General features: G+C 65.1%; 10 protein-coding genes. 7 read left to right on the forward strand and 3 right to left on the reverse strand.

The window, feature by feature from the left end; genetic code table 11:
- The 7 genes from ACWEPG_RS21550 (at nucleotide 1) to ACWEPG_RS21580 (ending at nucleotide 19680) form a co-directional block, all read left to right on the forward strand.
- Nucleotides 1-4584 (forward strand): DNA methyltransferase, encoded by a 4584-nt coding sequence (locus ACWEPG_RS21550; RefSeq protein WP_452595258.1) that lies wholly within the window; start codon nucleotides 1-3, stop codon nucleotides 4582-4584.
- Nucleotides 4585-4664: 80 nt separating this feature from the next.
- Entirely contained in the window at nucleotides 4665-6386 is a 1722-nt protein-coding gene (locus ACWEPG_RS21555) for a GmrSD restriction endonuclease domain-containing protein (RefSeq protein ID WP_452595259.1), read from the forward strand.
- Nucleotides 6387-6630: 244 nt separating this feature from the next.
- On the forward strand, nucleotides 6631-12999 hold the full coding sequence (locus ACWEPG_RS21560) for a DEAD/DEAH box helicase (RefSeq protein WP_452595260.1): 6369 nt from the start codon (nucleotides 6631-6633) through the stop codon (nucleotides 12997-12999).
- Entirely contained in the window at nucleotides 13000-15237 is a 2238-nt protein-coding gene (locus ACWEPG_RS21565) for a 3'-5' exonuclease (RefSeq protein WP_452595261.1), read from the forward strand.
- Entirely contained in the window at nucleotides 15234-17081 is a 1848-nt protein-coding gene (locus ACWEPG_RS21570; RefSeq protein WP_452595262.1) for an McrB family protein, read from the forward strand. Before ACWEPG_RS21565 ends, ACWEPG_RS21570 begins: the two co-directional genes overlap by 4 nt.
- A 170-nt stretch (nucleotides 17082-17251) precedes the next feature.
- Nucleotides 17252-18544 carry a 5-methylcytosine restriction system specificity protein McrC gene (locus ACWEPG_RS21575; RefSeq protein ID WP_452595263.1) on the forward strand — a complete coding sequence of 431 codons (1293 nt, stop codon included), beginning with the start codon at nucleotides 17252-17254 and terminating at the stop codon, nucleotides 18542-18544.
- A gap of 179 nt (nucleotides 18545-18723) precedes the next feature.
- Nucleotides 18724-19680, forward strand: coding sequence for a hypothetical protein (locus ACWEPG_RS21580; RefSeq protein ID WP_452595264.1), 957 nt, complete (start codon nucleotides 18724-18726; stop codon nucleotides 19678-19680).
- Between the two features lie 139 nt (nucleotides 19681-19819).
- On the opposite strand, the gene ACWEPG_RS21585 is transcribed toward ACWEPG_RS21580, so the two are convergent.
- The 3 genes from ACWEPG_RS21585 to ACWEPG_RS21595 all read right to left on the reverse strand — a co-directional run bounded on the left by ACWEPG_RS21585 (nucleotide 19820) and on the right by ACWEPG_RS21595 (nucleotide 23147).
- Nucleotides 19820-21976, reverse strand: a complete 2157-nt coding sequence (locus ACWEPG_RS21585) for a DEAD/DEAH box helicase (protein WP_452595265.1) — start codon at nucleotides 21974-21976, stop codon at nucleotides 19820-19822.
- A gap of 25 nt (nucleotides 21977-22001) precedes the next feature.
- A complete protein-coding gene (locus tag ACWEPG_RS21590) occupies nucleotides 22002-22622 on the reverse strand; it encodes a hypothetical protein (protein ID WP_452595266.1) in 621 nt (206 codons plus the stop codon).
- Between the two features lie 84 nt (nucleotides 22623-22706).
- Nucleotides 22707-23147, reverse strand: a complete 441-nt coding sequence (locus ACWEPG_RS21595) for a hypothetical protein (RefSeq protein WP_452595267.1) — start codon at nucleotides 23145-23147, stop codon at nucleotides 22707-22709.
- Between the last annotated feature and the right edge of the window lie 265 nt (nucleotides 23148-23412).

Below are 23412 nucleotides of genomic sequence, written 5' to 3' on the forward strand. Positions count from 1 at the left end.
GTGGCGTCTTTCGATTCCATCGTCATCGGCGAGGACTGGATCAGCGAGCACTACTTCACCACCGACTCGGCGAAGGAGTCGTTCCACGGCAAGGTGCTCGAACTGCGCAAGCTGTGGGATGCGGAGAAGAAGGAAGGCCGCGGGACGGTCCGCGACGACCTGCTCGGCGCCACCACGGAGCTGCAGACCGCGCTGGCCGGGCTGGCGGAGAACCCGGACGCCGCACCCGAGGCGCACGCCCTGACGCGGACCACGTTCGGCTACCCGGCGGCACTGTCGACGTTCACCGCCGAGCGGGCCGGCTCCGAGCTGGAGATCCCCGACGCAAAGCTTGATGGCGTCGCGAGTGTGCTTTTCCTGCAGTCGGTTCCGGTCACGTCGATCGAGGACCTCCTCGACCCGGATACGGGCCTGCTGATCGCCCCGGCCGTGGAGGACGGCAAGCTGATCGAGTCGGCGTCGAAGGCGGTGTCGGCGGCGTTCCGGTCGGATGCGCCGCCGGCGTTCGTGGTGGTGCAGGCCGGGCAGTGGCTGCTGCTCGCCGAGGCGGAACGCTGGGCGGAGGGCCGCTACCTGGCCGTCGACCTACTGGTGGTCGCCGAGCGCCGGCACGAGGCGAAGGGCGGCGAGATCGACCGCGTCGCCGCCATGTTCGGCAAGCAGGCGCTGCTGCCCGACGCGGACGGCAACGTCTGGTGGGCAGGGGTGCTGGAGGATTCGGTCAAACACACCGTCGGGGTGTCGAAGGACCTGCGGGAGGGCATCCGGCTGTCCATCGAAATCATCGCCAACGAGGTCGTGAGGCGACGCGGCGCCAAGGGCCTGACGTTGGACGGGATCGACGGACAGGACCTCGCGAAGCATTCACTGCGCTTCCTGTATCGGATCCTGTTCCTGCTGTATGCGGAGGCGTCCCCGGAGATGCGGGTGCTTCCGACCGGTGCCGCGGAGTACGAGGAGGGCTACGGCCTGGACCGGCTGCGCGAGCTGACGCTCACCGAGCTGGTATCGGAGCAGGCCCGCACCGGCACCCACCTGTACGAGTCGCTGGCGACGCTGTTTAGGCTCGTCGACCGCGGCCACACCCCCGCCGTCCGGGACGACAACCCCGACGACCCCGCACCGGGCCTCGAGTTCCAGCCGCTGCGCGCAGACCTGTTCAAGCCTGAGTCGACCGCGCTGATCGACAAGGTGGGCCTCGGCAACGAGGCCACGCAGCGGGTGCTCGAGCACCTGCTGCTGTCGAAGGAGTCGAAGGGACGTCGGGGCGCCGACCGCGGCTTCATCTCGTACGCGGAGCTGGGCATCAACCAGCTGGGCGCGGTGTACGAGGGTCTGATGAGTTACACCGGCTTCTTCGCCGACGAGGATCTGTACGAGGTCGCGAAGAACGGCGACTCAGAGAAGGGCTCCTGGGTGGTCCCGACGAACCGTTCCGATCACCTGGACGAGAAGGACTTCGTCCGTGTGGTCGACGAGGCGACCGGCGAGGAGAAGCCGGTACTGCACCGCAAGGGCACGTTCGTGTTCCGGCTCGCCGGCCGCGAACGCCAGCAGTCGGCGTCTTACTACACCCCCGAGGTGCTGACGAAGTTCGTCGTGTCGGAGGCCCTCGAAGAGCTACTGGATCAGAATGGCGAGCGAACGACCCCCGAGCAGATTCTCGAGCTGACGATCTGCGAGCCCGCCCTCGGGTCGGGCGCGTTCGCGATCGAGGCGGTCCGACAGCTCGCAGCCGAGTATCTCAAGCGGAAGCAGGAGGATCTGGGCGAGCTGATCGACGCCGATCAGTACCCGGTCGAGTTGCAGAAGGTGAAGGCGCACATCGCCCTGCACCAGGTGTACGGCGTGGACCTTAACGCCACCGCCGTCGAGCTCGCGGAGATCTCGCTATGGCTCGACACGATGGTCGCCGGCCTGCAGGCTCCGTGGTTCGGCCTGCACCTGCGCCGCGGCAACTCCCTGATCGGAGCGCGGCGGTCGGTGTATGCGCCGAACCTGTTGGCAAAGAAGCAGTGGCTCAAGACCCCGGCAAAGGATGTGCCGCTGGGTGAGGAGATCGGCGCCGGCATCCACCACTTCCTGTTGCCGTCGGAGGGCTGGGGCGCGGTGATCGACACCACCGAGGCCAAGACCTACGCGCCGGAGAAGCGTGAGGAACTGCGACTGTGGCGCAACGAGATCCGCAAATCTCCGAGCAAAGCGATCGTCAAACGCCTTGCCGCGCTCGCACAGCGGGTGGAGACGTTGTGGGAGTTCACGCTTCGCCGGCTGACGATCGCGGAGTCGGAGATCCGGCGCGACATCCACCTGTGGGGTTCTGAACCGGTCGAGCACACCCCGGCGGTGACGCGTGAGGAGATCGAGAACGTCCTGAGCAACCCGAACGGCGCGTACCAGCGCCTGCGCCGAGTGATGGACGCGTGGTGCGCGATCTGGTCGTGGCCCCTGACGACGGATATGGAGCCGCCGGATTGGGATCAGTGGGTGGGCGGGCTCGAGGCTGTCCTCGGCGTGCCGGTGAAGGAGACCGCAGCCGAACGGCGTGGGCAGATGAGCATCGGCCGTGATACCAGCTGGCAGGAGCTCGGTTTCGCGGAGGAGAACGACCTACTTCTCTCACGCGTGATGACGGTTGGTCATGCGTACCACCAGTTCCCGTGGCTGGATGTCGCGCAGGAGATCGCCGAGCGGCAAGGCTTCTTCCACTGGGAGCTCGACTTCGCACCGATATTCGCTAAGGGCGGCTTCGACCTGCAAGTCGGTAACCCACCCTGGGTGCGGCCCGACTGGGACGAAACCGGCGTCCTTGCGGAGTTCGACCCCTGGTGGCAACTAGCCGAGAAGCAGTCAGAGGAGACCCAACGACTCAAGCGGATAGATACACTCACCCATCCTGGCGCACTCCGCCAGCTTCTCGACGAGCGGGCAACGCAGACTGGGACCACGGCAAACCTGAGTTCCGGTGTCGACCGTCCGGCACTTACGGGATTGCGTACAGATCTGTACCGATGCTTCATGGTGCACAGTTGGCGAGCGATGACGCATGAGGGCATCGTCGGAATGATCCATCCCGAAGGACACTTCGCCGAGCTCCGCGCAAAAAACCTGCGCCGCAGCACATATCGCCGGTTGCGGCGACACTGGCAGTTCAAGAACAACGCGTACATCTTCCAAGAGATCAGCGACAAGCGCGATTTCGGTGTCCACGTGTACGGATCCCAGCGCAACAAGATCGAATTCCTGCACGCAGGTTGGCTGTACAACCCTGTCGTCCTTGAGCGGTCGCTCACACACGACGGATCCGGGAAGGCGCCCGGCGTCCGAGACGAGGACGATCAGTGGGACATGCGTCCGCACAAGGAGCGGGTCGTCCGCGTTGATGAATCGGTGCTCTCGATGTGGGCAGGACTAATCGACGAACCCGGCACCCCGCCGGACGAGGCGCGGATGCTGTATCCGGTGAACCGCGCCAGTGTCGAGGTATTGGATAAGATCGCGAGCGCCCCACGCCTAGGGAACTTGGCCTTCGAGTGGACTGCTGGATGGAACGAAACGATCGATCGCAAGCGCGGGTTTTTCGAATCCCGCGTCGCTGTTCCCCAAACGTGGGAGGACGTCATCCTGCAGGGTATACACGTCACAGTTGCGACGCCGCTGTATCAACAGCCGAATCTGAATCCAAAAGGCCGGCAGGACAACGCGATCCTCGATCTCGATACGATCAGCGACAGCTTCATCCCCCGTACGAACTACCAGGTTGGCAAGCCCCATGATCAGTACTTTGCCGGCTACCCCAAATGGCATGGTGAGCGTAGTTCTCGGTTCTACCGACTTGCGTGGCGCGAGATGGCAGACACCGCGACCGTGCGAACATTTCATCCGGCACTGGTTCCTCCAGGCCCGACGCACCTACTAACGGTGTACTCCCTGGCGACGAGCTCAAGCGCGGATCTCGTGGTTTCAGCTGGCATTGCCTCATCAATTGTCAGCGATTTCATGATGAAAATCTCGACTTCAGGACATATAAATGCCGGCGCAGTGTCGCGACTCCCGCATGTCCGAAACCATCCACTTGAGCCACACTTGATCCTGCGAACTCTACGCCTCAACTGTCTTGTTCAGCCGTATGCGCCGCTCTGGGAAGAGCGGTTTGCACCAGAGTGGCAAACGGACGCATGGGTTCCAGGTGTTGGTGTCCATTACTCCGACCGCGCCCCACTTGGTGAGGTCGCCCCAACGTGGGAGCGAGCAACCCCGCTCCGCCGTGCTGCCGATCGGCGCCAAGCCCTCGTCGAAATTGACGCGATCGTCGCGATCATGCTCGGCATCACTGCCGAGGAACTACTGACGATCTACCGCACCCAGTTCCCGGTCCTACAGAAGTACGAGCGCGAAGCTCTGTACGACGCGACCGGCCGCCAACTCCCAACGAAGCTGGCATCCGAGTACCGAAAGAAGGGCTCCCTCAAGCCGGCCGACCTCACCGTCGACGGCATCACCTACCAGGAACCCTTCACCGGCGTCGACCGTGAACGCGATATGCGTCTAGCCCACGACCACTTTCGGGCGCTGTCCGCGTGAAGGCAGATGAGAATCATGTCAATACGCACCCAAGATATCAGACAGTCCCACGAGACTGAGCAGATAGGAATGAGGCACGAATGACATCCGCATACGCCGCAGACCCAGTTTTTGAATCGAACCCGAAACTCATCAACAACCTAATCCAACGTATCCACGACCGGGACGTAGCCCTGCCTGACTTTCAACGAGATTTCGTCTGGGACTCACGCGCCACTATGGAGCTCCTCCGGAGTGTAATGTCGCGGTTTCCAGCAGGAACCCTACTTTTCTGGAAACAAAGTACCGAGCTCATCTTTGCTGCACGCGAATTTGACGGCGCACCGATCCTGAATGGACATACTCCGGATGAACTTGTACTTGACGGTCAGCAGCGTCTGACCTCACTTTACCGAGCCCTCACGGGTAGCACCGACGAGAGATACTTCGCCAGATTGACAGATTTCATCGGTTCCGACGGAGACGTGCTCGAGGTCCATGAAATTAACTTCGACAGCGCCTTGGCTTGCTATGACCTTTCCGGGAATTTGAAATTCGATCCGACAAGTCGCGATTATCAGTTCGAGAATCACCTTTTCCCACTCGAAGATATATCAAAGTTCGACGAGTGGCTCGACGACTACGCCCGCAGAAACGAAACAGATGCAGATCCGGAATCGCAGATCAAGCGGAGAATGCGCGCCTTGCGCGACTCCTACCTAGTACCGCTTCGCAGCTATGGATTCCCCGTCGTAACCTTGCCTGCGACAACACCACTCGAAGCAGTGTGCAACATCTTCGAAACCCTGAACCGAACAGGTAAACCGCTCGGCGCATTTGATCTCGTCACAGCCCGTCTGTTTCCGAAGAAGATCCGAATGCGCGACTTGTGGGATGAGGCTGTCCAGGCATATCCCCTATTTGAAGACTACGGGATCGAACCATACTCGCTCCTGCAAGCGGTATCGCTTCGTGCTCGAAACTCCGCCCAGCGCGCCGATGTATTGACGAAAATCACCGCCGAAGATATCAGCGAGCACTGGCAACCTGTTGTCACTGGAACCGCGGATGTCTTGGACATGCTTCGAACCGAGCATGGAGTGATCGCTCGTCGATGGCTCCCCTACAGCATGCTGCTGGTGCCGATGGCCGCAGTTTGGCAGGAAATAGCCGCGCTAAAGCCTTTGGAACGAAGTGGCGCATTGGATCGGTTGAGCCGGTACTTCTGGTGCACGACGTTCATGACCAACTTTGACCAGGGCGCCAACAGTCAGGCTGGCGCCGACTATATTAAGCTCAAAGAATGGCTGCACAATAAAGAAGCGGCGGCACCTGAAGCTGTCGATAGCTTCCAATTGACAGACTCAACACTTCTACGCGCAAATGTTCGCCGAAAGGCCCTTCACGCTGGAATTATGGCACTCACCACCAAGTCTGGCGCCAAGGATTTTCATTCCGCACAGAAGATTTCCCCACAGCGTGCCATCGATCGTCGAATTGATTCTCATCACATCTTCCCAAAAGCATTCTTGAACGACACAAAATATAGTGAACTAATCCTCAATCGCGCCCTAATCGATAGCGAGACCAATAAGATAATCGGCAGGAAAGCTCCCAGCCAATATTTCCAAAGCATCACGGCTGTACATGATAAGGACAAGGTTCTGGCGGTGCTTGAATCACACGCAATCGACGCGAGTCCGTCAAGCGGGATACTCAACGACGACTACGACCTGTTCCTGAGGCAGCGACTCTCGGCGATGGTCGAATTGATCGAAGATGCGACGAAGAGTCACGTAATCCGAGAAAACAATTCTGAGTAGCTGGATTTGAAGTACAAACAGCGCATCACCATCGAACCGCAAATCCGAGTGTGGTGGACGCCGGCGATGGCGAGCAGCATGTGGTCGTAGTCGCTCGCCCTCGCTCGCGACCAATGTTGGAAACTTGCGATCGTCTGTGCGATTCCTGTGCGGCCGACAGTGGACAGTAAGTAAATGATGTCGTAGCAGGCGTACACCATACAACCGCGTACATGCGAATCCCGAACCCGAGGAGCCGTCGACAATGGGAGCGCTGCTACCCACACTCCAGGCCAACCGCCTTCGCGAGGGCCTCACCGACTACCTAGCGACAACGTTCGCTCTCACCGACCCCGATGCCCAGGGTGCCCTGTCGGACTTCGTCGGTCACCCCGACACCGGGATGTTCAAAGGACCCTACGTTCGCCTGCGCCTGCCATTCGGGCCGGCGGGCGGGAACTGGGGCATGCACCTGGACTGGTGGCCAACGGGATTCACGCCCTACGGCCACCAGGCCGCCGCGTTCGAGCGGTTGTCCACGAAATTCCATGACCGCCCGCAGCCGACGCTCGTCACCACCGGCACCGGCTCCGGAAAGACCGAGGCGTTCCTCTACCCGATCCTCGACCACGTCCTCCGAGCCAAGGCCGCCGGTGTCACCGGGATGAAGGCGCTCATCCTCTACCCGATGAACGCGCTTGCCAACGATCAGGCCGAACGCCTCGCCCGCCTCATTGCCGAACACCCCGAGCTCTCCGGTGTCTCCGCCGGCCTCTACACCGGCGAACAATCCACCGGCGGACGCACCAAAGTCACCGACGAGGGCCTCATCACTGACCGCTCGCTGATGCACGCCGCTCCCCCGGACATCCTGCTCACCAACTACAAGATGCTCGACCACCTGCTGCTGCACCCCGACCGAGCCGACATCTGGCGCCTCTCCGCCGACTCGCTGCAATACGTCGTCCTCGACGAGTTCCACACCTACGACGGCGCACAAGGCACCGATGTCGCGATGCTGCTGCGTCGCCTCGGTCTCACCGTCAAAGCTCATTGGACCGACAGCTCTGACGTCACCGACGACGATCGCGCCCGCCCCCTCGGCCGCATCACCCCCGTCGCCACCTCCGCGACCCTCGGCTCCAAGGCCGAACCCACCGCCATGCTCGACTTCGCGCACACCGTCTTCGGCGAGAAGTTCGATGCGGACTCCGTCATCGGCGAAACCCGCCTCACCGCCGCCGACTGGCTCGCCGACCGCGACACCACCCTCGACCGGCTCTACCGGCCGATCACCCCGACCGTTGCCGACGCCGCCGCACGCCTCGACGAGCTCGCCGCCGGCTCGCCCACCAACGCCGCTCTGACCACCGCGGTGCTCTCCGAACTGTTCGAGCGTGCGAAAGTCTTCGAACGCACCGAGCTGTTCGCGGCCACCGACGACCTCGACACCGACCTCCGCCTCACCCCCACCGACCTGCGCTCCCTCACGCCCGCCGAGCAACTGCACCTGCTCAAGGCACATCCGCTGCTGGCCCGCCTCCTCGACCACGCCGTCGACGCGATCTCCCTCGCCGACCTCGCCGGCGCCCTGTTCGACGTCCCCGCCACCGAACGCGACACTCGCCGCGTCCGCACCGCGCAGCAGCGCTTCCTCGACTACCTCTTCGCCGCGCTGTCCCACCTCCGCGCCGAGATCGGCCGGGCAGCGTTGAACGTCGATGTGCACCTGTGGATTCGGGAACTCTCCCGCATCGACCGCGCCGTCGCCACGAACACCACCTACCGCTGGTCCGACGACGGCGTCCACGAGGACGGCGACGTCATGCACCTGCCGGCGGTGTTCTGCCGACACTGCGGCCGCTCCGGGTGGGGTGCCCGCCTCGCCCCCACCGGCCATACCCTCGACGTCACCGACGAATCCATCCGCGCCGACCACGCCGCCGGCGCCTCCCGTTTCCGGGCCCTTCTCTCCGCGCCCGCCGAAGCTCTGCTCGCCGCCTCCCGGCCCGACGAGGAGATCGAGGGCCTGCGCTGGTTCCGCATCGACGACCGCGAGATCTCAGACACCGCGCCCGACCCGGATAGCACCGACGAACTCGAAGGCAAGGTCCTCCCCGTCCTCACGCTCACCGGCGAGAACGTCGAGGAGAACTCCAAGAACGACATGTGCCCCGCCTGCGGCGCCGCCGACGGCATCCGCTTCCTCGGCAGCGCCGTCGCCACCCAGCTCTCGGTGACCCTGTCGAACCTGTTCGGTGACGCCCGCCTCGACGCCGACGAGAAGAAGGCGTTGATGTTCACCGACAGCGTGCAGGACGCCGCGCACCGCGCCGGCTTCGTCCAGGCCCGCTCCCACACCCTCAGTCTCCGCTCCACCCTCCGCAGCGCCATCGGCGACGGAAACCTCACGCTGCCGGAGCTGTGCGAGGCCGTCGTCTCCCGCGCCGGCGACGACCCGGCCCGCCGCTACCATCTCCTCGCCCCCGACATCGTCGAGCACGACGAGTTCACCCCGTTCTGGAAGCCAGACGCATCCACCGCGGCGCGCAAGAAGGCGGCCGCGAAGGTGCTGCGCCGCCTCGAGTTCGACATCGACCTGGAATTCGGGCTGCAGTCCCGGCTCGGCCGCACCCTCGAACTCACCGGCAGCGCCGTCGCCGAAGTGGACCTCGGCGGCAGCGAGCGGCCCGTCCGGCTCGGCCGGGCCGCCCTCAACGCCACCGAACACCAACTCACGCTCACCCCGCCGGACGCCGCGGCAATCACCCGCTGGGTGCGCGGCACCGTCGAACGCGTCCGCACCCGCGGCGCCATCCACCACCCGTGGCTGCGCAAGTACGTCGAGAAGGACGCCAACCGACGCTGGGTGTGGGGCGCCCGCCCCAAGGGTGAGGGCATGCCCGCCTTCCCGAAGGGCCGGCCCGCCCCCGCGTTCCCCGCCGTCGGATCACGCTCCGTCCCCGAGGGATTCGACGCGATCACCGCGGCATCGTCCTGGTACGCGCGGTGGGCGTCGCAGTGCCTGGGCGTGTCGCCGTTCGACGGCAGCTTCCTCGCCCGCTCCCTGTTCTCGGTCCTTGCCGAGCAGCGGGTGCTCACGGCGGTTCTCACCGAGAGCGGCCTGACCGCGTACGCCCTCCCGGCCGCCGCGGTCGTCGTGTCCGCCCCCGCCGACGACGACCTCGCCGCCGGCCGGCACCTGTTGGTGTGCAGCGTCTGCCAGACCCCGACCCCCGGCAGCGTCACCGTCGTCGACGAACTCGACGACGCGCCCTGCCTTCTGGTCCGCTGCCCCGGCACCCTGGCCCGCGCACCGAAGGCGCAGAACTTCTACCGCCGGCTCTACGACAGCGCCGAGATGAAACGCGTCGTCGCCCGCGAACACACTTCGCTGCTGCCCACCGCGACCCGGCTCGGCTACGAGACCGCGTTCAAACGCGGTGGAGCCGACCCGCAGGCTCCCAACGTCCTCGTCGCCACGCCCACCCTCGAAATGGGTATCGACATCGGCGACCTGTCCACGGTGATGCTCGGGTCGCTGCCACGCACCGTCTCCTCGTACCTGCAACGCGTCGGCCGCGCCGGACGCCTCACCGGCAACTCCCTCGTCCTCGCGTTCGTCCGCGGCCGCGGCGAACACCTGCCCAAGCTGTACGACCCGACGTCGGTGATCCAGGGCGACGTCCGCCCGCCCGCCACCTTCCTCACCGCCGAGGAGATCCTGCAACGCCAATACGTCGCGCACGTCATCGACCGACTCGCCCGTGACCCCGGCACCGTCGCGCCCCACGGCGCCCGCGCCGTGCTCGGCAGCTTCGACCCGGGCAGCTGGATGGCCGACCTCCTCGCCGCGGTGAGCACCGACCCCGACGCGCTCGTCGACGGCTTCCTCGCCCAGTTCGGCGACGTCCTCGACGACCACACCCGGGACACGTTGCGCGCCTGGGCAACCCCCAGTGCCGATGGCATCCCCAGCGGACTCGTCACGGACCTGCGGGAGGCGGTGCACCGCTGGAACCGCGACCTCACCGAACTCACCGCGCGCCGCGCCGCCGTCGAAGCGGAGATGCCGGAGTTCGAACGTCGCGCGTTCGCGCCCGCCGCCACCGACGACGACCGACGCGACCTGCGGTCCGCGCAGGGCTCGCTGCGGCTGCTCGGCGGGCAGATCCACGACCTCACCGACGACTACTGGATCAGCGTCCTCGAACGCTACGGGGTGCTGCCCAACTACACGCTGCTCGACGACTCCGTCACCCTCGACGTCGGTGTCACCTGGATCGACCCCGACACCAACCAGTACATGGGCGAGGCCACCAGCTACCAGCGCGGCTCCCGGGTCGCGCTCACCGAACTCGCGCCCGGCGCCACCTTCTACGCGCAGGGCCTGGCCGCCCGGATCGACGCCGTCGACCTCGGTGCCGGTGAATCCAACATCCACACCTGGCGGCTGTGCCCGCAGTGCGGGTGGGCGGGCATCACCCTCGCCGGGGAGGAACCGCCGACCGTCACCGCGTGCCCGCGCTGCGGGACCGGCGCGATCGCCGACGTCAGCCAGCAGCTGCAGGTGGTGGAGATGGCGCGGGTGTCCGCGGAGGTCCGCCGGGACGAGGCGTCCATCAACGACTCCCGCGACGAACGGCACAAGGAGTCGTTCACCGTCGTCACCGCCGCCGACATCGACCCCGTCAACGTGGACCGGTCCTGGTTCGTCGAGGACCTGGAGTTCGGTGCGGAGTACCTGCGCCGCATGGACGTTCGCTGGCTGAATATGGGCCGGCGCACCTCGCAGGGCGGCACCCGCACCATCGCCGGACAGGAGACCACCACCGGACTGTTCCGGGTGTGTTCGTCCTGCGGGCAGCTCGACAAGTCCGCCGGGCGCAACAGCCGCTACGAGCACCGCAGCTGGTGCCGGCACCGCAACGCGGCCACCGAGCACGTCCGCGAGATCGCCCTCGCCCGGTCGCTTCGCACCCAGGGTGTGCTGCTGCACCTGCCCCGCTCGCTCGAGTACGACCTGTTCGCGCACCCCAGCCTCAGCGCGGCGATCCTGCTCGGCCTGAGGCAGGTGATCGGCGGCTCCCCCGAGCACCTCGACGTCGCCACCATCACCGACGCCCTGCACGCCCCCAGCCAGCGGGCACTGCTGATCCACGACACCGTCCCCGGCGGCACCGGCTACCTCGCCGAGTTCGCCGACCCGGCGAAGGTGTGGGCGGTGCTCGACGCCGCCCGCACCGTGGTGCGCGACTGCGACTGCGCCGACCACGACCGGCTCGCCTGCCACAAGTGCCTGCTGCCGTTCGCACCGCCGCACGAGCTGGACCGGGTCTCCCGCACGACCGCGCTGCGGGTGCTCGACCACCTACTCGGCGTGGACGGGGACGCCGGGCCCGACCTGAACTGGTGGCTGTCCGCCGTAACCGAGGAGCGCGCTACACCGATGCAACCTCTGGAATCGCCGCTGGAGAAGGAGTTCTACGTCGCCTTCGTGGAGCGACTGCGCGCGATGGGCGCCACGGTGAAGGAGACGCCCGGAACCTACGGCCCGTCCGCGACGATCACGCTGCCCGGCAAGAAGATCCGCACCTGGAAGCTCACCCCGCAGGTGCACATGGCGAACTCGAAGCCCGATTTCGAACTCGCGACCAACGACTCCGAGGTCCCGCGGATCGCGATCTTCGCCGACGGTCGGAAGTTCCACGCCGTCCCCGGCTGCAACCGCGTCGCCGACGACGCCGCCAAACGCGCGATCCTCCGCGCCAGCGGGCACATGGTGTGGTCATTCGGTCACGAGGACCTGCAGCGGTTCAAGGACGGCGAGACGGCGAAGCCCGCGTGGCTTACCGAGAACGGATCGTCGACCGCCATGAAGGCCGGCCAGCTGCGTCCGGCGATCGTGAAGCAGCTCGCGGCCGACCCGATTACCGCATTGCTGGCATTCATCACCGACCCCGACCGCGAAGCATGGGAATCAGTCGGCAAGTGGCTGCCGATGACGTTGGTGCGCGCGGACAATCGCAGCAAGGGTGACGGTTCGTCCATCACAGACAACGCAGTGGCTCTCCTTGACAGCGCCCCTGCGTCGTTCGGCGAGGGCACCGACATGTGCTGGTTCCACACCGACGGCCCCCTGTCCATTGCTGCCGCGATGCTCCACGGCACCCGGACGATCAACGCGGTCCTCGTCGTCGACGACCGCGACGAAATGCTCGAGATCCTCGACGGCCGGGCCTGGAAGGAATGGCTGCGGCTATCCAACTGGCTCGGACTGAGCAGCAACCACCTGGTGACCACCCTCAGCCTGATCGAGGCCGGCATCGGCGGCCCCGCCGCGAAGCCGGACGCCGATCTCACCCCGGAGTGGAAGGCCGTGTTCGACTCCACCGTCTCGGACGCCGAGAAGCAGCTGGTGATCGCACTCGCCGCGGCCGACCTGCCCCTGCCGACCGTCGGCTACGAGACCGACAACGGCGAGGTCGTGGACTTCGCATGGGACGACGTCCGCATCGGGGTGCTTCTCGACCCCGACGACGACACGGCAAATACGATGTCCGAAGCCGGATGGACACTGTGCCCACCGGATGCCGAACAGATCGCGGCAGCGATGAAGAATGGAGTGTCGTAAGTGGCGAATCTGGTCATCGCATCCAACACCAAGGCGATGAAGAAGCTCGACAAGAACACCAAGGACAAGGTCTGGGCGTTCATCGAGAAGCTCTCCGCCGACCACACCGCCCCCGGACTCCACATCGAGCCGATCAACGCCGCAGTCGACCCGCGGGTCCGAACCGGGCGGGTGGACCTGCACTTCCGCGCGATCATGTTCAAGATCGAAGACAAGCTCGGCGACGACCCCACGTTCATCTACATGGGAACCTGGCCGCACGACGAGGCCAACAAGCTGGCGGAACGGTCACGACTCCGGGTCAACCCGATCAACGGCGTCCTCGAAGGCATCATCGGTGAACTCGACGGCGACGACGACCGGAAGAAGCGCACAGTTGTCCCCGATCCGCGCGGTGAGCTGGATCGAGCGCTCAAGCGGGAGCCGAAGTCGTATCTCGCCGAACGCTTCAGCCTCGCCGACCTCACCGAGCGTCTGGGCCTCGACGCCGACCTGGCGGAACGCGCGCTCGCCGCACCCGACGAGGACACCCTCCTCGACATCGCGGCGAACGCGGTCGGTTGGCAGGGCAGCGCACTCCTCGACCTCGCGACCGGCCTCCACATCGACACCATCCGGGAGAAGCACGGATTCACCGACAGCCCGGTCGACGAGACCCTCGACGAGGACGAGCAGATCCTCAAGGCGCTCGAGCAGCCGGCCTCGAAGATGCAGTTCACCTTCGTCGAGGACGACGAGGAGCTCCGCCGCATCATCGAGGGCGGAGATTTCGCGGCGTGGCGCACATTCCTGCACCCGGAACAGCGCAAGTATGTCGAGCAGAACCACAACGGTGCCTTCCGACTGTCGGGTGGCGCCGGCACCGGCAAGACCGTTGTCGCGATCCACAGGGCCCGTCGCCTGGCGAAGGCCGACCCTGCCGCGCGGATCGTGTTGACCACCTACAACAAGACCCTCGCCGCCGACCTCAAGGCCGCGCTCAAGACCCTCGATCCCGAGGTCAAGATCGTGGATCGGCTCGGCGAACCGGGTGTGTACGTGGCCGGCATCGACGCGGTCGGCAATGCCGTACTGAGCCAGGCCGGGGACATCGCCGACGCCGCCGAGGCCGTGCTCGGCCACCGCGGAGTTGATCTCACCCACCTCCGGACCAACTCCGACAAGGTGTGGCGTGACGTCTCACAGTCCGTCAACAGCGGCCTCGACACCAAACTCGCCACGCCCGGGTTCCTCGAAAATGAGTACGTAGCAGTCATTCTCGCAAACCGTGTGACCACTCTCGAGCAGTACGCGAAGGTCGCTCGCCCCGGTCGCGGAGTGCGGTTGAGCCGGCCCCAGCGGATCGCGGTGTGGAAGTTGGTCGATGCGTACCGCCGACAGAGCCGAATGGACGGTAGCCTCAGCTTCCCCGAGATCCTGGCCCTCGCCGCCGAGCACCTCCGGTTGCGCGCCGAATCCGGCAAGGACTTCCTCGCCGACCACGTGCTCGTGGACGAGGCGCAGGACCTGCACGCCACCCACTGGGCGCTCCTGCGGAACCTGGTCGCCGAGGGCCCGAACGACCTGTTCATCGCCGAAGACTCACATCAGCGGATCTACGGTCAGCCGATCGTTCTGTCCCGCTTCGGGATCAAGATCGTCGGGCGCTCGCGGCGCTTGACGCTCAACTACCGCACCACCGCACAGAACCTGCACTTCGCGGTGAGCATCCTGTCCGGCGCCGAGTACAAGGACCTCGAGCAGGGCGAGGAGTCGACGGCGGAGTACCGCTCCGCCCGCCTCGGCCCCGACCCGGAACTCCTCAAATGCGACTCTGCGGCAGACGAACTCGACAAGGTGGCCGAACTCGTCCAGTCGTGGATCGACGAAGGCGTGGACAAGTCGACGATCGCCGTCCTCACCCGCGGCCAGAACGACCGCAGCCAATTCGTGCGGGCACTCGGCGAACGCGGCATCGACGCACGAGCCTTGGACAGCAACCCCGCCACCACCGGGCACGTGCAGGTCCTCACAATGCACCGGTCCAAAGGCATGGAGTTCTCTCGCGTCGTCCTCGCCGGCATCGACAACTCCCACGTCCCGTCTGCGGCGACACTGCGCTCCGTTCCCGAAGAAGAACGCGACGAGGCACTCCTGCGCGAGCGGTCGCTGCTGTACGTCGCGGCAAGCCGGGCGCGGGACGCGCTGGTGGTTACGTGGAGTGGGAAGAAGTCTGAGCTGTTGGGGACCGAACAGTGATCAGCGAAATCGAGTTGGACCATATCGAGAGTGCGATCGCCGAGTTCGATGCTTCGGACCGGCGGACCATGCTGAAGACGTACAAGTTCAAGCCGGCGACCGGGTATCTCGTTCGGCGGCGCGGCAAGTTCTACGACCCGAAGGCCCTGATCGGTGTTGCACACAAGTACGCGGCCGGGGAACCGCTCGCGTACGACACGTTCGTCACCGACGACGCCCGTTCGCGCCTCAGGACGCTGGGCGTAGACGTTGTTGAGTTCAGGGGCCTGTGGTGGGTCAACCAGGGCGGCAGCTTCAAGGACGAGTGCTCGGGTGGCTACCTCTGGGCGAGCGAGGTCACATCGGACGGCAGGACTCTCAAGCATTGGTCCAATGTCGAACGCCTCCGGCCAGGCCAGATGGTGATTCACAACGCTTACGGCAAGATCGTCGCCATCGGCAGGGTGGCGGGCAAGCCCGGAAAAGGACCGAACCCTTCGGGAGCCCTGCCCTCGTCCGACGGATTCGTATGCGCTGTCGACTACCACGTCCTGAACGAACCCATCGCCCGACAGGAGTTGCCCGACTCCGTGACCGCGGCGTCACCATTCGACCGAAATGGCAAGACCAAAGAGCAGTACCTCAATGAGATCGAGGACGACTACACTCTCGCGTTCCTCGAGTTCCTCGATGCCCGAATCCCAGATCTCTTTGCATTCGAACCGACGCACCGATCCACGTACGTACCACCGTCCTCGAGCGAGCCTGCTCCTGTCGAGAATCCGATCCTCGACGCACTCCTCACGTTCAGGAATGTCGTCCTCGAAGGGGTGCCAGGTACCGGAAAGACCTACGCACTCCAGCAAATTGCGAATCACTGGACCTCCCGCACCCGGCGCAAACTCCTCCAGATCGACGGCCAAGACTTCGCCACGATGGTGATGCACCCGAGCTCGTCGTACGAGGATTTCGTCGAGGGCCTGCGGCCGACAGGGCCGGCACCGCAGACCGTGCGGTACTTCGACGAAGATCCTCCCGCCTCCACCGGATTCGCCGTGGCCGATGGATTTTTCGTCGATGTGTGCAGGCGGGCATCCGCCAACCCCGACAAGGACGTGCTGGTCCTCATCGACGAGCTGAACCGGTGCAACATCCCGAGCGTGTTCGGTGACCTCCTGCTCACCCTGGAGCCCTCGAAACGGGCGTCCTACTCCGGGCGGACGTCCGATGGAGACGCCACCGCCTCGCAGTGGCACGCGAAGACAACCGCGCGCCTCCCCTACTCGGGACGAATCTTCTTCGTCCCCGACAACGTCTACGTAGTTGCGACCACGAACACCACCGACCGCTCAGTCGCGCCACTCGACGCCGCCCTACGACGCCGGTTCGCGTTCCACCGGATCGAACCCGCGCTCACCACGGTGACGCTCCCGGGGCACATCACAGAGGAGGTCCGCACCCTGTTCCAGGACGGCGCTGACGCCCTCCATGCGGTGAACGAGGCAGCACTGCGCCCGGCACTCGGACCGGACTCCCTCCTGGGGCACTCCTACCTTCACGCCATCGCCGATACTCTTTCCACGAACACCGGCCACGATCCGCTGACGACCATGTCGAGGCATTGGCGCTTCACGATCCTGCCCCAGCTGATCGACTCGACTCGGTCGTTCAACGCCGAGGATCTGCTCGATCCTCTCGCCCGGGCGACCTGGTTCGATCACCACCCTGAGGTCGATCCCGACACTCGAGAAGCAGCGGTCGAGGCACTTTCGCGGTTGGACGACTACTTGACGGAAAGCATCGGCGTGCGGCTCGCAGTCGAGGGCATCGGACTGTCCCGAGGAGCGAGAGTGGTCGACGCGTGAGTCTGACGGTCGCGGCATCCCCACGGGGATCCCGCATCGGAGTGATCGCGGCCGGGAACCGTGCGACCCAGATGACGTTGACCGTCGCCCCGAAGGCGTGGAGGCCCGCCAACCGTCTCCCCCACCTACGGCCTGGCCACGCTCACAGTCCGCGCGCACACCATGACATCGTGCTGTTCGAGACGGACCGGCTCCACGTCGATGACGACCCCGCGTTGGAAGGCCTGCTTCGTACCTGCCTACGCCGTGCCCATACCGACCCAGACTCCGGTGGTGACGCACTCCTGCAGCCGGCCGTGGATCCGCTCCAGCCGAACGATACGAACAGCGTCGACGGCTCCGCGACAACGGATCTGCTGAGACTCTTCGAACGACTCGATCTCCTGCAGCCGCAGATCGACACCCTCACCTCGGGCACCGCGCGCTCGCCGCTACATCGCCCCATCCTCTATCGACGCTTCCTCACCGAGGTCGGGAACCGACTGTCCGGCGCTCGCCGCGGCTACCGCGCCGTCAGTCGGGTACACCCCGTCATCCGGGGTCGCGCCGACCCCAGCAGTCTCGGGCGATACACCCTAACCGGGGACCCCCACATCCTGTGCCACTATTCCGAGCTAACCGAATCCACGGTGCTGCTGGGAATCGTGTGTGCAGCCCTGGACCGCATCGCGGGGGGCGAGACGTCGATGTCGGTGTTCTCCGGCGAACTCTCACAGCCGCGCCTCCGACACGACGCCGTCGGGCTACGCCGCCTGCTGGCGGAAGTCGAGTCGGTGCCGATACATCGGGCGTTGTTGGAAGGTCCACGATTGCGCCTCAGCCGTCTGGACCTCGCCTGGGCATCGGCGCTCGCGATGAGCCTCGCGATCCTCTCGCACGTCGAAGTGGTCGCTTCAGCCGCCGACACCCACCGCACCGAGACCTTCGAACTGTCCGTCCGCACCGACAAGCTGTGGGAACGAATCGTCGAAGAGGCTATGCGCCCGCTCGGCTTCGACTTCGTTCTCCCCCAGACGAAGATCGACCGCGACATGGTCGAAGATCCGTGGATCGGTGCAGTCGAAGGCGTCCGGTCGCGCACGTACCCGGATCTTCTCGCCGGCTCCTCCGACGAATTCTGGATCGTGGACGCGAAATACAAGATCCGCAACGAGGCGAGCGCCCCCAGCCGCGACGACCAGTACCAGATGTTCGCCTACAGCCACCTCGTCACCGATCTCCGCACCGCCCCACGGACAGTCGTCCTGGTGTATCCGGGCGAAGGTGCACCCCGCAGGTGGGACCGAGGAGGCACCGGATCCGCCATCCTGATCGCATGCAGTATCTCCTTCCCAGGCCCGGAAGACGTTCGTAGCAAGGCCGCGTGGGACCGCTACCTATGGGCTGCCGGAGAAGGGCTTGCAAGCGGACTGGCCACCTCCGGTGCAGGCATTCCGACGGCCGCCTTCGCAATGGACCGCTAGTCAGACTCGGAATAGAGAAGGGAAACGTGCCCATGGCCGTACAGATCGGGTTGTGGCGGGTGGACGGAACGCCGACCAGGATTGTGCCGGCACGAATGCCGCTCGAGAGCCGGCTCGAGGAGATCGTCGAGTCCGACCCCGCGATCCTCGGCCGGGACCTCATGATCATCGGGCGACAGGTGACGACCACGTACGGTGGCCGGGTCGACCTTCTCGGCATCGACGCCTCGGGCGGCCTCCATCTGCTGGAACTCAAGCGGGACCGCACACCGCGGGATGTGGTCGCACAGGTACTCGACTACGGCTCGTGGGTGCAGGGACTGAGCGACAGCGACGTCCGAGACATCTTTGACACCTACCGACGCGGTTCGGTCGACATCGGCTTCGACGAGGCTTTCGCCAAGGCCTTTGGAGTGTCCAGCGTTCCCGACATCCTGAACGAGACCCACACTCTCACGGTCGTCGCCTCGAGCATGGACGACTCCACCGAGCGCCTGGTGACTTACCTCGCCAGCGGATACGACGTGCCGATCAACGTCCTGTTCTTCGACTACTACGAAGACGACGGTCGGAGCTATCTCGCGCGTACATGGCTGGTCGACCCCGACATCGCTGAAACCCCGGGTGGACGGGGCCCTGCCAGCCCGAAGAAGCAACCACGGTGGAACGGCAGGGACTGGTACGTCAGCTTTGGTGAAGAGCCCTCTCGCAGTTGGGATGACGCACGCCGATACGGATTCGTCTCGGCAGGTGGGCGTCAGTGGTTCTCCAGGACTCTGCGGCAGGTGCCAATTGGTGGCCGCGTGTTCGCCTACATTCCGAAGGCCGGATATGTCGGGGTCGGCGAAGTGACCGGTCCTGCACAGCCGGCGGACGACTCCACGCTCGTTCTCGATGGCCAGAGCGTCCCCTTCCGGGAGCTGGACCTGCGTGGGACCTACAGGCACGACATCGCCGATCGCGAGGACGGCGAGGATTACAGGGAATGGGTGCTCCCAGTTCGCTGGATAGTCACCCATGACCGCACGCAGGCCCTGCAACGGGCCGGACTCTTCGCCAATCAGAACTCGGCCTGCAAGCTGCGCAACCAGTTCACGATCGAGACCGTATCGGACTTCTTCGCACTGGACGCCTAGGTGTACCCGGCCAGGCGTCGGTAACGCGCGGTATGGGTCTGCGACCTGCACATGTGCGATGCGTCGGCTGACGTCGCCAGCGGAGACCGTCGGAAACAGGGCGATCGACGTCCTCCACAGGCGCCTGCATCTGGTCTCGTTATTCTGAGTTGCTCGGGCCTACGCGCAGGCGCTGCTGCTCAACTCGCACGAAATCCCGCTCCGTCGCTCCCACGCCGGTGTCCCATGAGGTGTTCACCGATGCTGTATCTGACTCCTTCGCGTGGCTTCGTCGCGCGTACTCGTCGAACAGGTCCGATTTCTTCGCGAGCACCGACCGCATGAGTTCGTCGACGCTCTCCTTGGCAAGCAGCCTGTGGACCTGCACGGTCCGAACCTGGCCCATCCGGTGCGCCCGGGCGATCGCCTGTGCCTCGGTGCTCGGCTTCCATTGCGGCTCCGTCAAGATCACCATTGATGCGGCTTGAATGTTGAGCCCGACGCCACCCGCCTCGATCTGAGACAGGAGCACCGCACTTCCCTGATGGGCGGTGAACTCGTCGACCAGCCTCTGGCGCTCGGCGGTCCCGGTCGATCCGGTAATCGGTCCGAACAGGGTTCCCGGCAGCGCATTCCGCACTGTGTCGAGCACCCCACGGAAGAACGAGAACACCAGTACCTTGGCCCCGTTCTCCTCCGCTTCCTCGACGACCTCGACCAGCCGATCCAGCTTCGCCGACCCGGCCCGCGTCCCCGGCTCATACGCTGCTCGGCGCATCGCCATGAAGTTCCCCGACCCCACGGACGAGCGGTAGGCCGCCGCGTCCTCGCCGTTGAACAGGACCCAGTCCTCCACCTCGATCAGCTCCGGAAGCTCGGTGAGGACGTCGACCTGATTGCGGCGCAGGTACACCGGCGCAACCGTCTTCCTGAACGACGTCGATCCGGCCAAACCGTCGCGGACGTGAATTCGCTTCGCGACCGTCGGCTGCAGGTACTCGACGAGGTTCTTGAATTCGGAGACCCGGTTCTCCATCGGTGTTCCGGTGAGAAGTACTGCGCGGCCGGCCGAGTCGACGACCTCGCGGACTGCGAGCGTCCTCTGTGCCAACGGATTCTTGATGTAGTGCGCCTCGTCGACGATCAGCAAATCCGGCACCACTGGAACACGCAACATCTTGAGTGTGTCGAAGGTGGTGACGGCGACCCCGCCCGCCCCCGCCCACCTGCCGAACTGCAGTTCTCGGTCGTCGCCGTGGACCTGCCAGGGGACCAGCTCGGTATGCTTCGCCGTCTCGTTCATCCAGTTGCGAACAACGCTCGCCGGGCACACCACCAGAGTGTGCGGTTTGTCTTCCGCAGCGAGGTGAGCGGCGACGGCCAGTGCCTGCACCGTCTTGCCCAGCCCCATCTCGTCGCCGAGGATCGCCTTCCTGCGCGTGAGAAGGTACTGGGCTCCGAACGACTGGTAGCCACGCAGACTTGACCTCAGGTAGGTCCGATCCAGCGAGGTGCGATCCGCCTCGTCTACGTACTCCCGCGTCAGGTAGCCGTGCGCGGAACGCGCTTCCTCGTCGGAGCCGATTGCCACGAACTGGCTGAGTAGCGCGTTGACCGCCGCGGCGTCGCGCTCGTACTCACTCCACGGATCGGCGAACACCGGTGGCGAATACGCCAACGCCGTCAGATACGAGTGGAGCGACGCCAGGCGCGGATCGGCGGTGATCCCACGCAGCTGCGCCACCGCCCAAGTCGCCTGTTGCCGCTTGACCCGCCCAGCGAAGAACATCGACAGTGCGCTGTTCGCCCGCCGGGCCGGATCACGAAGCGGATCCACCTGAGTGCGCAGTGCGGCGAGCGGACCGCGGGCCTTCTCGACGGCCGGCTCCACCAGACGCAGCGTCAGCAGCGACATGAGGATCGCGGTGTCTGCCGCCCCCCTCACCTCAACGTCCAACCGGTACCGCACCTCCGCACGGACCCGCTGTTGCTGCGCGACCGCCTCGCGGTGAACCGCCGCGGCGGACTGGGGACCGACCCCCGGAACTGTGGCGAGCATCTGGGGCGCGACGGTCGCGACATCGGCCACCGTCCGCCATGGGGAGCGAGCGAGCCCTCCCAACCGGGCGCCCCTCGGCAACGCATCCCGGAGGGACTCCACCGGCATGTCACGAAGACGCCTGTCGACTCGACCCTCGATCTCGGCCGCGACACCGCCCGCGATCGACGCGCGAATCGCCGCCGGGATGCCGAGCACGTGCTGACCGAGTGTGAGCAGCGCGTCAATGGACTGCAGCGCCGGATCCGTCCGTGCCATCGTTCCTCACCTCAGCCTCGTAGGGTCACCACCCGTACTGCTCGCAGATCTCCCGCCCGATGTAGCCCTGCTCGCAGCCGTGCTGGGTCTGGATGTCACCGCTGGTCGGCGCATCGCCGCACAGCACACCGCACCGTTCGTACCCGTTCACAACGCCGTCGCCGTTCCGATCCTCCTCGGGGTTGTACGGGTAGCCACCGCCGGGATTCGGATTCGTATTGGCGTTGTTCCGTGCTTCTGCCTCGGCCCGCATCGCCGCGCACGCAGGGTCGGTCGTCGAGTAGGTGCCGTCGGTGTAGACGGCGGTGCCGGGATAGTCGCAGTACTGCAGCACCTTCGCGGGCGCCTCGGTGGTCGGCAGGGGAACGTAGGTGTCGCATGCTTCCTCGTAGCCGACACTTCCATCCGAGTAGAAGGCGGTGCCGGATTCGTAGGCGGTGAGATCGCCGCACTCGAAAGTGATCGCTGCTGCTTCAGGAGTTGTGGTCTGCGCAGGTGCCAACGATGCGGTTGTCGTTGAAACGGTTCCCACCGAGGTCGTGGGACTCGGCGTAGCCGTCGGTTCCGATTCATTTCCACCCGAACATGCCGCCAGGCCGAACGGCACGAGCAGCGTCACCGCCGCGAGGACCAGCTTCTTCTTCACATCATCTCCATTGGTACAGCCAGACTCGACATCCACAGGTCCAGTCGAGGAATCACCTCGACAAACACAGATCACGAGCTCTCGCTACGAGAGAACCATGGAAGGAAAGGCGTTTCGGGCGATCGGTGCAAGATTCGTCGACCGACTCGCGACACGCAAACGCTTTCCCGGATCGGCGGTCACCGTGAGCGCGCTGCTGTTGCCGGCATCCACATCAACCATCGCAAGAAAGTCATCACCGGTGATCGCTGTGATCACCATTTCACCGCAAACCATGACCACGAAGACATGTCCCCGCCCGAGGGTGTCCGCGATTCGCTGCTTGTCTTCGGCATCGAACGTGAATGCGTAGGTGCATGTGTTCACCCTGGGAGCCGAGCAGTACTTGATGAAGACGTTTCGATCCTGATTCACGATGTAGTGGCCGTACTTGACGCTCGCCTTGTTGAGCGCAGTGAAGTTCGGAGAATCGGCGATCGCCACAAGTGCGGCGCCGTGCATGAAATCCTTCTTGTCGATGGCCATCTGCAACCCCTGGTCCGCCGGAGTGGATAGATCATGACTAAGTCAATGCAACCAAGAACTGGGAATCACTGCAGGCTCATGCGTGAAATCGGTGCTTTTATTCGTCCTGTGCAGCCCCAACACAGGCCCGGCGCCCAGTCGAGTACGAAATCCAAACGCCAAACCACCACCGCTTACCGCGGTGCGTCAGTCGTCGACCTTCCCCGCTGACGGCTCGAGCTCCGCGTGTAGGAATCGCCGCCGGCCGGTCCAGCACCCCGCGGGA

The organism is Rhodococcus sp. NPDC004095, from assembly GCF_053604015.1.

Bases quoted from the DNA above. Each gene is read 5' to 3' on its own strand.
- ACWEPG_RS21555 (WP_452595259.1), top strand. From the start codon at position 4,665: ATGACATCCGCATACGCCGCAGACCCAGTTTTTGAATCGAACCCGAAA.
- ACWEPG_RS21560 (WP_452595260.1), top strand. From the start codon at position 6,631: ATGGGAGCGCTGCTACCCACACTCCAGGCCAACCGCCTTCGCGAGGGC.
- ACWEPG_RS21585 (WP_452595265.1), bottom strand. From the start codon at position 21,976: ATGGCACGGACGGATCCGGCGCTGCAGTCCATTGACGCGCTGCTCACA.
- ACWEPG_RS21595 (WP_452595267.1), bottom strand. From the start codon at position 23,147: ATGGCCATCGACAAGAAGGATTTCATGCACGGCGCCGCACTTGTGGCG.